Annotated in this window: 7 protein-coding genes; 2 read left to right on the top strand and 5 right to left on the bottom strand. The window is 62.6% G+C overall.

What is annotated here, in order from left to right; genetic code table 11:
- Positions 1-64 precede the first annotated feature (64 nt).
- The 4 genes from AAHK20_RS21915 to AAHK20_RS21900 all read right to left on the bottom strand — a co-directional run bounded on the left by AAHK20_RS21915 (position 65) and on the right by AAHK20_RS21900 (position 5,563).
- On the bottom strand, positions 65-1,207 hold the full coding sequence (locus tag AAHK20_RS21915; RefSeq protein WP_449183604.1) for a polysaccharide biosynthesis/export family protein: 1,143 nt from the start codon (positions 1,205-1,207) through the stop codon (positions 65-67).
- 56 nt (positions 1,208-1,263) lie between these two features.
- Positions 1,264-2,649, bottom strand: a complete 1,386-nt coding sequence (locus AAHK20_RS21910) for an undecaprenyl-phosphate glucose phosphotransferase (RefSeq protein WP_449183603.1) — start codon at positions 2,647-2,649, stop codon at positions 1,264-1,266.
- A 140-nt stretch (positions 2,650-2,789) separates the two neighbouring features.
- Complete coding sequence (locus AAHK20_RS21905; protein WP_449183621.1) at positions 2,790-4,277, bottom strand: mannose-1-phosphate guanylyltransferase/mannose-6-phosphate isomerase; 1,488 nt, start codon at positions 4,275-4,277, stop codon at positions 2,790-2,792.
- A gap of 287 nt (positions 4,278-4,564) precedes the next feature.
- Positions 4,565-5,563, bottom strand: a complete 999-nt coding sequence (locus AAHK20_RS21900; RefSeq protein ID WP_449183602.1) for a GlxA family transcriptional regulator — start codon at positions 5,561-5,563, stop codon at positions 4,565-4,567.
- Positions 5,564-7,125: 1,562 nt separating this feature from the next.
- Here AAHK20_RS21900 and AAHK20_RS21895 point away from each other — a divergent pair.
- Positions 7,126-9,168, top strand: a complete 2,043-nt coding sequence (locus tag AAHK20_RS21895; protein WP_449183601.1) for a hypothetical protein — start codon at positions 7,126-7,128, stop codon at positions 9,166-9,168.
- A 115-nt stretch (positions 9,169-9,283) separates the two neighbouring features.
- Here AAHK20_RS21895 and AAHK20_RS21890 read toward each other — a convergent pair whose 3' ends face one another.
- Positions 9,284-10,486, bottom strand: coding sequence for a Fic family protein (locus AAHK20_RS21890; protein ID WP_449183600.1), 1,203 nt, complete (start codon positions 10,484-10,486; stop codon positions 9,284-9,286).
- A 217-nt stretch (positions 10,487-10,703) separates the two neighbouring features.
- Here AAHK20_RS21890 and AAHK20_RS21885 point away from each other — a divergent pair, with 217 nt between their 5' ends.
- Positions 10,704-12,719: a hypothetical protein gene (locus AAHK20_RS21885; protein ID WP_449183599.1), complete on the top strand. Its 2,016-nt coding sequence runs from the start codon at positions 10,704-10,706 to the stop codon at positions 12,717-12,719.
- The last annotated feature ends 89 nt before the right edge of the window (positions 12,720-12,808 follow it).

The raw sequence follows: 12,808 nt of genomic DNA, 5'->3' as shown, positions 1-12,808 counted from the left end.
ACTCACTCCAATCTCGTCACGTCACGAGGGGCCGCCCACACTCAAACCATGGGCGGCGTCGCACTCATTTCGTCACGATGGCTGCGGTCAACCCCGCGTTGATCGCAGGCAGGAACAGATTCAGCACGCGGTTGAATTTCACGAGCGCGCCGTTATCGACGTAGACGACATCCTTAGGCTGCAGATAGAACTGGTTCGCGAGCACCATCGACACCGGTGACGTCGCATCCAGGTGATAGATCTGCGGGTTGTCGCCGGTCGAATCGCGAATCACGAACAACTGCTGCGCCTCCGCCGTGTTCGGGTTCAGGCTGCCGGCCTGCGAGAGCGCTTCGGCGAGCGTCAGCGTGCCGTTGCGCATCGGCATGATGGTGGCCGGCTTGTTCACTTCGCCCATCAGGTAGACGCCGTGCTCGTCACGCGAACTCACGCGCACGAGGTCGCCGCTCTTCAGGACGATTTCATTCGGACTGTGGCCGGTGCGGATCATCTCGCCGACGTTGATCGGATACGTCTTGTCGCCGCGCACGAGTTCCACCTGGCTCTGGTCGGCATTCCCCGTATAGCCTCCCGCGCGGCCCACCGCCTCCGTGAGCGTCATCGGAATGTCGTTCATCGTGAACGCGCCGGGCAGACGCACTTCGCCGTCCACATACACCGTGCCAGAGCGGAACGACGCCACGCGCACCGTCACTTCCGGGCTCTTATAGACCTTGCTGATGCGCGAAACGACGGTGCGCCGGATCTGCTCGACGTTCATCCCGGCCACGTGCACGGTGCCCGCGTACGGGAACTGCACGTTGCCTTGCTCGTCGACGAGAAAGCCCGGTATCGCGTCGCTCGTGGCCGTCGATGCGTTCGGCTGCCCAAGCGCGGCCGCCAGTTCCGGGTGATCCCAGACGGTGATTTGCAGCACGTCGCCAGGGCCGATCTGATACGGGCCGGGCTTGCCGAACAGGCTCTGCGTTTCCGTCGAGACCTGCTGCGCCGAGGATGCCTTCATCTGATGGATCAGGTTGAGGTTGATGTCGGTGATCGGCACGGGCACGCCCTCCGCCTTCTCGGCGCTGTATTCCCCGCCGCTTTGCGCGACGGTCGGCGGCGTAACCATGCGCTGGCCCGGCACCATCGAGCATGCCGACAGGACAGCGGTGATCACCATCAACATCCACAAGCGATTTCGCATATTCATATTCAATAGGTTCATGGTCCGTCCCTCCGTACCGCTCTTGTTAGATGCTTCATTTGGCTCACTGCCTCGCGTCAATACGCGTTGCTGTGCACCAAACCCTTGACGATGGTCGCCGCGATGATCCGCATGTCGAGTCCAAACGACCAGTTCCCCAGGTAGTACAAATCGTGGGCGACACGCCGCTCCATCTTTTCGATGCGATCGGTTTCGCCCCGATACCCGTTGATTTGTGCCCAGCCGGTAATGCCGGGTTTGATGCGATAGCGGTGGATGTACCCTGCAACCACCTTTTGATAGAGATCGTCGTGTTCGAGCGCGTGAGGCCGCGGCCCCACCACCGACATATCGCCGCGCAGCACGTTGAAGAACTGCGGCAGCTCGTCGAGGCTCGTGCGGCGCAGGAACGCGCCGAGCTTCGTGATGCGCGGATCATTGCGCGTCGCCTGCTTCACGACGCCCTTTTCCTCCGTGTGCAGGCGCATCGAACGGAACTTGTAGATCGTGAAGACGCGGCCGTCGGCGCCCTTGCGCTTCTGCTTGAAGAACACCGGACCCGGCGAGGTGAGCTTCACGGCGAGCGCGATCGCAATCAGCAACGGCGCCAAGCCGATCAACGCGGCCAGTGCGAACACGCGATCGAACAAGTCCTTCTTGAAGAGCGCGGACGGCGACAGCGGCGAGGCGATGAGGTTGATCGCCGGCACGCCGAGCAAATCGATGACGCCGCTGTTGTCGAAGAGCGCAATGCTGCGCACGTCGGGCATGAAGCGGATGTTGACGAGGTCGTTACGGAACTCGCTGACGAGCGTGAAGATGATGCGTTCTTCGGACAGCGGCAGCGCGAGCCACAGTTCGTGCACGTCGTTGCCGCGGATGTAGCTAGCAAACCCCTCGAGGTCGTCGAATGTGTTCACACGCGGAATGGGCGGCAGGTGCTGTTCCGGATGCGTGTTGTAGACCGCTGTCGCGCGAAAACCGGTGGCCGGCGCGCGTTCGATGCGGCGCAGGATCGCGTCGCAATGCGCGCCGCAGCCGACGATCGCAACCTGATGCAGGTTCAAGCCGGCGTTGCGCAAACGCGCGAGCACGGCATGGATGACGAGCCGGTACGTGATCAAGAGACCGCCCGCCATCGCGGTCCAATACGCGAACCACAGGCGCGACACCATATCGATCTGCCGCACCGAGAACATCGCCATCATCGCGGCCGCCTGCACGACCAAGAAGGCGAGCGACACCTGTCCCGCCAACACGAGCTTCGAGCGGCCGCGCCAAGACTCGTAGACGCCGAACACCGGAAACAGCACCAGCGCGAACGCCGCCGAGAAAATCACGAATGCCGCGTAAAAACCACTCCTTTCCCAATCCTCGAAGCGAATTTGGGACGCGACGGCTGCGCCCGTGATGATGAGCGCCACGTCCACAATCCTCGCCAAAAAGCTTTGCAAGTCACGCATTTTCTTACCCCGCACTTCCGTCTTTCACTGCTTGATCGGTACGACCGCCACGACGTTATCGATGCGATGCCGCGAGCCGCCCCCACCGGCACAGTTCTTCTCAGCCGGTGGAGAATTCCGCAGACTTTTAGGCCTACAAATTACTGCTTGGCTGCGTCCTTTCCGCAACGTCCATACGTGTCGTCGAAACGCACGATGTCGTCTTCACCCAGATAAGCTCCCGATTGCACTTCGATGATTTCGAGCGGCACCTTCCCCGGGTTTTCGAGGCGGTGACGCGTGCCGAGCGGAATGAAGGTCGACTCGTTTTCACTCAGCAAGAACTGCTCCTCGCCGCGCGTGACGAGCGCCGTGCCCCGCACGACGACCCAATGCTCGGCGCGGTGGTGATGCAGTTGCAGCGAGAGGCGCGCACCGGGCGTGACGACGATGCGTTTCACCTGGAAGCGCTCGCCGTGATCGATCGAATCGTAGAAACCCCACGGACGGCGCACCTTGCGATGCGTATCCGCTTCGGGCGCGTGCTCCGCCTTGATGCGCGCAACGAGCCCCTTCACGTCCTGCACATGCGAGCGGTCCGCGACGAGCACGGCGTCGGCCGTCTCGACGACCACGACATTCGTCGTACCAACACAGGCGACGAGCCGGCCGTCGGAGTGCGCGTACGTCGACGTCGCGCCTTCGAACACGACGCGTCCGCGTGCGACGTTGCCGCAATCGTCCTTATCGAGCGCGTCCCACACGGCATCCCACGAGCCGAGATCGGACCAGCCCGCCACCAGCGGCACCACGACGCCTTCGCACGGCGCGTCGGCGCCGCCCAGGCGTTCCATCACGGCGTAGTCGATCGAGTCGGACGGTGCATGCGTAAACGCTTCGGAATCGGGTTTGAAAATCTTGCCGTCGGCGTCGCCTTGCACGATGGCGGCAAGGCAAGCGGCGTGCATGTCGGGCTGCAGGCGCTGCAACGCGTCGAGCCATACCGACGCGCGCACGATGAAGATCCCGCTGTTCCACCAGTAGGTGCCCGCGGCGACGTATTGCGCCGCGAGTTCGGCGGCGGGCTTCTCGACGAAGCGGTCGATCAGATGCGCGCCGTCTTCCAGCGCGTTGCCGATGCGGATATAGCCGAAGCCCGTGTCGGGGCGCGTCGGCGGCACGCCGAGTGTCGCGATGGCGCCGCGTTCCGCGTGGCGCGCCGCGACTTCGATCGCGCGCTGCAGCGCGGGCACGTCGGCAATTGAATGGTCTGAAGGCATCGCGACGAGAATCGCGTCGTCACCAGAGGCGCACGCGAGCGCGGCGGCGAGCGTCAGCGCCGGCGCGGTATCGCGCCGCGCGGGTTCGACGATCAGGCGCGCTTCCACGCCGCTCGCGCGCAATTGCTCGACGATGACGAACCGGTGCTCGTCGCCGCAGACGATCATCGGCGATGTTGCGACTTGCCAACCGGCCGGGAAACCCTCCATGCGGCGCACGGTGGCTTGCAGGAGCGAATCGTCGCCGACCACGCCGATCAATTGCTTCGGATAGTGCTCGCGCGACATCGGCCACAGCCGCGTGCCGGAGCCGCCGGCGAGCACGACGGGCAGAAGCCGCGAGCAGGGCGTGGCCGCCAGCGCGGCCATGTCGGGTAGGTCAGACGAATGGCCCGAACCACCGCGTGCCGCCGCTTCCATCGGCGACACAGCAGGGGCCGCCTTCGTCGCGGCGGCCGCACCATGTCCATGACCCCCATCGTTCTGTTGTTCGTGAAACGCCATATCGTTACTCCCCTATATGTGCATCTCGTAGATCTGAGCCGGCGCCCGGCCTCGCGCCGAGCGTCAATCAACGAATTAACGTAGCGCGGTCCTCGTTCGGGACCGCTGTCGCGCGCTCTTACCGAACGCGTCGAAAAAGGCGGGACGAATCGCTAACCGCCGGCTTCGCGGCGGCTTTGAATGCGGAACTCCGTCGGCGAAATCATCATTCGCTTGCGAAAGATCTTCGCGAGCCGGTCGCCGTTGCCCATGCCGCTGCGTCGGGCGATCTTGTCGACGGGCAATTCGGAGTCGGTCAGGAGACTGCAGGTGATCGCAAGTCGCGCCTGCAACAGATAGTCCGAGGGCGTGATGCCCAGCTCGAGCTTGAAACGGCGCAAGAAGTTGCGCTCGCTCATCGCCGCGACCTGTGCCGCATCGGCAATCGAAATCGGCCGTTCGCAGTTGTCCTGCAACCAGCGTGCCGCGGCGCGAATCTTGTCGCCCGCGCTGGCCGCCCCGGCGTCGCCGAGCAACGGCACGAGTCTTGCGCTCGAGCCCGGCATCAACCGTTCGGCCACCCCGCGCGCGACATCGAGGCCGAGGTCGCGCTTGACCATCGTGAGGGCGCTTTTCATCGATTCGAGACGATCGCCCGTATCGGCCGCATGCTCTTCGTGGCCCGCATGGATCATGTAGGAACTGAAGTGGCGCTGCATTTCGTGGCTGCCGATGCCAGCCGCGTCGAGCAGCACGCAGCCTTCGGCGATCGAGCGCACGGTGGTCGTCTTCGTATGCACGCGGCGCAGCCAGCCGATCAGCCGCTCGTCGTTGGCCGCGGCGCGCGCGCCCTTGCCGCCGGCGACGAATAGCGCATCGAACCCCATGTAATGACGTGCGTCGAGACCGTCGGTCCATACGCGCACCGACGACGAGCACGTGACATTGCCGCCGTCGGCGGAGAGAAAGCAGACGTCATAGACCCAGTCGTCGTTCGCGCCCGCTGACGCGAGTTCATTGGCGACATGGAACACCTCGGCGACGAGCCCCGCTCCCAAAAGAGAGAAACCGTCAAAGAGCAGGATTGCGATCCGGCGCGTCACACACTTCGTGCTTTTGTTCGAAGCATGTAACCACCCCATTAGTGCGGGCTCGATACTCGCATAAGGCATGGCCTTCCCCTCGAATTGTTGGAAACGCAATTGGCCGATCTAGCAATCTATTTGCAGTGCATCATAGTTATTTACAAAACCGTTTGCGGACCCGCTGACGGATATCAACGAGATCTTGGCGGAATTAATCCGCACATTCCGCGCCGATTTTGACAAACACTTAATTCGCCCGACGCATAAGCCAGACAAATCGGACAAATTCAGTCCAATGACGCAAAATCCGTGCATTAATTAGCTAAAAATCGCCAATCAAACTTGGCAAAAAAGATGCCAAGACCGATCGGCCCATACGGCAGCCGACCCCCTTTTTGATTACCGCCTATTATTCATACGAGAACCAGCTGCTCACTCGAGCCGGCTCGTTTGTCGATAACGCGCACTCAACCAAAAACGATTGAAGACGCGAAATATTCAGAGCGCGAGGGGAGTCCCCGATACCACATCCGTCACCTCGCGAGCCGCATACCGAAAGGATCCACCCCGAAGCGCTTGTGTGAACCCATGCGCCTGCGGCGATATCGCCTGCTTACGGCCGGGCATTGCCCGCCAACTGCTTTTGCTCGGTTCCAAACACAGCAGTTGCTGAATGCAAGGTAAACCCGAACCGAAAATTCCAGTGTTGCCCGGCCCACATTGAATTGCAGGTTGAACGCCTATCTGAGCCGACCCCAAATGAATCGAATTCCGATATTTGTCTTTCGTATTACGAGAGACACCAGTAAATCACACCACGATGTTTCTAATCTGATTCATTTTTCTTAATCCAGATTTTCTAATATTTGAGACCGAGCGTTTTATATCATGAATTCCCTAATTTCACGGAATCGTCTAATGAATAGGCGCTAATAGGCAAGATCGTGCGGTCCCTTTTTCGATCGGTAATTGTGCACCGCACCGAAATGGTAAATTCGTAATGCCGGGAAATGCCGAATTTCTTCATTCGAATCTGCGCGGAAACGTTTCAGCGTGGAAACGTCCGCGCCGCGAAGCAAAGAGGGTCGGCTCTGTAAGGCTTTCGTGGCAGGCATCGCGGTCCAGACGGCGATAGTTCGCAGGTCTTACCGAAAAAAATGGCGAGAATCGGCTGGCGGAAAAAAGCGATCCGCATTGGTGCGACCCTCGCAAACCCAAGCAGGCACAGGCTTTGCGGAGGCCCCGTTCGAATCCGCCAAAAAACTTGCGCAAAAGAACTAGATTGAACGCTCCCGGATTTTTCCGAAGCCCTGTAGTCTCTCGCCTGCGATTCGACCGGAATCAGGGTGTCGTCCGATGTTTACAGTCGCACGCCCTATCCTTCGCTCGTCTCTTCTGCTGATCCGGTGCGCCGTGGCCGCTGCCCGCCGCGCCGGAAATCTCGCTTGGCTCGACCGCTTGGCATCGCTTTGGGACCTAGGGTCTTTTCACATTAGTGTCCGCCGCGATGCACACCGGCCCTGGGCGACCCAGCTGCCCGGTCCAGGCACGCGCCAATCCTTTTCACCGTCGCCGTAGGGCGACGCGCGCATCGTCGTTGTCTCGATGCGCAGCGCTAGCTATTGCCTGGCGCTCCAACACAACATGCGATGAACACAACGTTTCCGTTCCTAAAGGACCTCAAGGACTTCAACGCAAGCAAACTGGCGCGCGCAGCTCGCGCGCGCAGCACCGGCGTCTTGCTGATCGCCTCGGCGGCCACGCTTGCCGCATGCGGCGGCGGCGGTGGCGGCTCCGGCGGCTCTGCCAGCAACGCGGCCGGACAATCGGCCTCGTCCAGCTCCTCGGCGGGCGTGGCGGGCACGCAAGCGGTCGCTTCCGCCGGCAAGTCGATGACCTGCGGCACGCCGTCCGCCGCCTCGAGCGCGGCCTCCTCGAGCAATCTGATTCAAGCCGACACCCCGGGCAGCGACGGCACCCGCCTGTTCGCGGTCAACAGCACCTTCAACATCGCGCTCACGACGCAAGCCGCGCAAAGCGACACGCTCAACTGGCAAGTGCTCGACAACTGGAACGTCGTCCGCGCGAGCGGCTCGTTCCCGGTGCAAAGCGGCGCGCAGACGGTGACGCTGTCGTGCTCGTCGTCGCTGGCGGGCTACTTCGCGGTCTCGGCGACGCTCTCCAACGAAGGCGGCCAGCTTCCGAACGCCGGCACGCGCCCGCAAGGCATCGCGACCTTCGGCATCCTGCCGGACGTGTCCGCGACGCTGCCCGCCGTGAGCTACGCGCGCCAGGACCAGCACCGCTTCGGCGGCCAGGGCACGGACTTCATCACGGCCGGCGGCAACGACGGCTACCACCCGGTCTATACGGATCTCGGCCTCTCGTGGGGGAACGACGACCGCAGCATGGGCACGGAAGAACCGAACGGCCCGAACACCTTCACGCCGGGCACCAGTTCGCTCGCGTCGGAGCCGTACTTCCAGAAGGGCGACGTCATGCGGCTGATCACGCTCAACGGCATCCCCGCCTGGGCGAGCCCGACGGGCGCCGCTACGCAAAGCTATGCGCCGAGCTCCGAATCCGCGCTGCAGAGCTATATGGGTCTCGTCGGCACGGATTCCGCACAGATCCGCGCGGCCTATTTCCCGCACCAGTCGAAGAACTACTACCAGGTGACCTGGGAGCCGGATGGCGGCGGCCCGACGCAATGGCTCGACACGCAGGCGAACTTCGTCGCGATGTATCAGGCGGCCTACAACGGCCTTCATTCGACTGACCCGAACGCCGTCGTGATGGGCGTGACCGCCTCGCTCGTGCGCAACAACACGCAGTGGCTGAAGAACTACGCATCGCTCGGCCTCGCGCAATACCTGGACGGCCTGTCGATCCACGGCTACTACGACGCGGGCACCTACCCGTCGCATCCGCCCGAGCGCCTCGCGACCGATCCGAGCGCGGCCAACGCCGCCAACGCGCTGCCCGCTTCGATGCGCGAGCTGCGCGGTGCGATGAACACGTACCTCAAGCCGGCTTCGAAGCTCTTCGTGACGGAAACCGGCATCAGCTACGACTCGGGCACGTCGTATGGCGCGAGCTATCCGACGCAGAACGAGCTCTTCGCGCACGGCGCGGTGGTTGCGCGCACGCACCTGATCCTGCTCGGCGAAGGCGCGGACGTCAGTTACGTGTTCTACATGGCCGATCCGCCCGTCTCGCCCCCCGGCTACGGCATCTTCTTCGACCTCGCGGATGCGCAGGGCGGCTATGGCGCGGGCAACATCAGCCCGAAGCCGGCCGCGATGGAAGTCGCGGCGATGACGCGCATCATCGACGGCACGAACACGCTCGGCTATGTCAACAACGTGCCCACGGGCGTCTACGCGTACGCGTTCCAGCGCCTGGGCGGCGGCAAGATCGTCACCGCGCTGTGGACGCATAACAACGCCAACTGGAGCCAGACCGGCGGCTACAGCGCGACGTATAGCGCGCCGTACTCGCTGACGGTGGATTCGCCGGGCACGTCGGGTAACGTGACCGTGCTCGATGTGATGGGCAACGCCTCGACGGTGCCGTACAGCAACGGGCAGGTAGCGCTTACGCTGACTGAGTCGCCGATCTATGTCGTATCGACGAATGCGTCGGTGATGCAAGCCAATGTGACGACGCCGACGGGGTACGTGGCGAACTGAGTGCGGGAAGTGAAGTAACGGGCGATTTACGCACCGCCCGGGGTTTGAGCGGCCATGAGGGTTTTGATGACCTCATGGCCGTTTTTACGTTCATCGCGGAAGACGGTCGATGGGTTCACTCCTGATCAACCTCAGGCCAGAGCCTCGGAAACAAGAATCGAAGGCTCCGCAGCGGTAGTGCGAAAGAAAGTTCGCCGCGATGCGAGGGCGACGTCAGCAAGCCAAAATCGAGTAGCGAGCGCAAGATTCGGCGGGCCAGAACGTCGCTAACGCCTAGCATCTGGGTGAATTCAGCGCGCGAGACGGCACGCCGAAGCGCCACAAATTCCATGGCCAGCGCCGAAGCCTCCGGCTTGATGACCGATTTCTCCGAGCCGATCGTCCACGGATTGGAGTCGAGGTACCGCAAAAGATCCAACAAGCGGTTTGCAACGCCATCGAACTCAGTCATACGGACCATGAAGCTCACCTGATCCAGACAACAGTCGAGGAAAAACTGGGCAAACTGCACCAGTCCCTCCTGGGAGAGATTGCCTCGGCCGTCCAGATCGTTGCGGCGCGTCTGGTCCGCCCCGCTCAGTCTTGCGTAGTATTGCTCGTGCTCGCGCGCCAAGCCGCGCAGCGGTGACCACAACCCGTGGGTCAAATCGGCGGCGCGCAACGCGAGGTGTGAATGCAAGCGCGCAGCTCGGCCGTTGCCGTCCACGAACGGGTGCACCCAAGTCAGACGATGGTGCGAGCAGGCGATGCCGATCAATTGGTATTCCTTGACTCGGATGCGGGCGTACCGTGCGGCCCAAGCATTCAGCAGGGGCTCGATCATTTCGGGCTCCGGCGCCAGATGGTTCCCGACTGTGACGTCCACCTTACGAAGCTCGCCCGGCACAATCGGATCGCCTTCATCGAAGGCTCGCTCGCCGGCAGGCAGGTAAGAAAAAAATCGTTCGTGAATCGTCGAAACACGCGCAGGCTCGAAGAGCGCTGCCACCGGGAGCGCGCTCCACTCATCCTCCAGCGCGGATTCCGTTGCGATGTGCGCCATAGCGAGCTGTTGTTTCTTGCGCTCAACGTCGTCGGCTGAGTAATCCCGCTTCAGGGCAGCCTCGATTTTGGCGGGCGTGGTGTGCTGGCCTTCGATCTTGTTCGTGTAGTACGAATTCATGGCGCGCAACTGCGGCACCGTTGCCTCGGCAAGCGGAGTCCCTCGCACGGGGAGCAGTTTTTGCGACGAAGTGACGAGTTCGGTGGTGCGCTCGAGCAGCGGATCGAGCATGCGATCTTCAGGAAACAATGGTTCGAACGAAACGACTGTCGTCATGGCGGGCCGGTGGTTTAATGTAGAGTTCCAAGTCCGAGATTATATGCCTCAACACATTGATTTATATTATTTTTTATGAATCTCAGTAGAGTTTGATGTAGGGTTTCATGTAGGCCAGCGCCGCCCCGCATTCGTTCGCAGTGTTCGCTAAAACACAGTCAACCTGCGTGTCGCCGTGCTTCAGTTAAAGGTCTGAAATCCGCCGGCAACGCTGTCCATGCACGCTACCCACAAGGAAACCTGCGCGGAGGCTGCCCGCTCCGCTCGCGCGCGGCGCACGCGCTTTGCCTCCCGCTTTGCCGTCTTCACGCTCTGCGTGACGTGCCTGCTGCTCGTCACCTGCAGCCGCAGCAACGGCAACGATGCGCCCGCTGCCGCACCCAACGCCGCCGCGGCCACGGCGCCCGAATCGGCCTCGCTCGCGATGAAATGCGGCGTGCCCTCCGCGCCATCACCGGCCGCTTCGGCCAAAGGTGACCCAATCGAAGCCGATACGCCCGGCAGCGACGGCACGCGCATGTTCGCCAGCGGCAGCAACTTCAACATCGCGTTCACGACTCGCTTGAAAGACGCGGACACCGTTCGCTGGCAAGTGCTCGACAACTGGAACATCGTGCGCGCGAGCGGGCAATTCCCCGTCGCAACCGGCGCGCAGACGGTGACGCTCAGTTGCACCTCGTCACGCGCAGGCTACTTCGCGATTCAAGCGACGCTCGCCAAAGCTGGCGGTCAGCTGCCGTCGCGCGGCACGCGTCCCGGCGGCATCGCAACCTTCGGCGTGTTACCTGACGTCAGCGCAACGCTGCCCGCGGCGAGCTACGCGCATCAGGATCAGCACCGCTTCGGCGGCCAGGGCACCGCCTATCTCGCGCCGGGCCAGCACTGTTGCGACGGCGACGGCTACCGTCCGCTCTACCCCGGCCTCGGCCTCTCATGGGCGAACGACAATCGCAATTGGTATATGGAGGAGCCCAAAGAGCAGAACACGTTCAAGCCTTCGCGCGACACGCTCGCCCCGTACTTCAGGAAGGGCGACATCATGCGGCTGATCCAGCTCGACGGCATCCCGGGCTGGGCGAGCCCGGATGGCAAGGAGACGCATAGCTATGCTCCGGCCTCGCTCGCGGCCTATCAGGACTACATGAGCCGCGTCGGCGCTGACTCCGCGCAGATCCGCGCGGCGACCTTCCCGAACCAGTCGAGCAACTACTATCAGGTGACCTGGGAGCCCGACTACGGCGGCGGCCTGCCGTGGAAAGACACGGATGCGCACTTCGTCGATCTGTACCGCGCCACGTATCAAGGCATCCACGCGACCGACCCCAACGCCGTCGTGATGGGCATCGCCAACAACTCGGTGCGAAACAACATCGAGTGGCTCGACCGGCTCGCGCCGCTCGGCATCGGGCGCTACCTCGACGGCGTCGCGATCCACGGTTACTACGATATCGGCTGCTCGCCGTCGCATCCGCCCGAACGGTTCGTCGGCGACAGCGACTCCGGCAAGGCCGCGCAAGCGCTGCCCGCATCGATGCGCGCATTGAGGCAGCGCATGGTCAAGGACTTGAAGCCGGGCGCCAAGCTGTTCGCGACCGAGACCGGCGTCAGCTACGACATCGACACCGCGTACGGCCCGAACTATCCGACGCAGAACGTGCTCTACGCCCACGGCGCGGTCGTGGCGCGCACGCATCTGATTCTGCTCGGCGAAGGCGCGGATATGACCTACGTGTTCTACATGGCCGATACGCCCGACAAGCCGCCCGGCTACGGCATCTTCTTCGATCTTGCCGATGCGCAAGGCGCGTACGGCCCGAGCCTCATCAGCCCGAAACCCGCCGCGATGGAAGTGGCCGCGATGACGCGCATCATCGACGGCACGGTCACGCTTGGGTTTTTGAACGACGTGCCGAGCGGCGTGTACGCCTACGCGTTCCAGCGCTTGAACGGCGGCAAGATCGTGACTGCGCTATGGACGCACGACAACGCGCACTGGAACGCAAAAGACGGCTTCAGCGCGGGCTACAACGTGACCTATCGCTTGCGCGTCGACGCGCCGCAAACTCAAGGGCAAGTCACTGTGCTCGACGCCATGGGCAACGCCTGGACCCAGCCCTACACCGACGGTCAAGTCACGCTGACGCTGAGCGAATCGCCGATCTACGTCGTCTCGGCGAACGCTGCGGCGATGCGGGCCCACGTCACAGCGCCCGCGGGCTACGTGGCACATTGAATGCGCGACATTGGAAAGCGGCCCGCGTGCATTTGACTGTACAAAGCGATATTTCGGCGTTTTATGCCAAAGCCGCTGAGCGATTCTTG

This window comes from Trinickia camelliae (assembly GCF_053525655.1).
The sequence above is the reverse complement of the archived record's forward strand: the minus strand, read 5'-3'. Positions and strand labels throughout refer to the sequence as shown.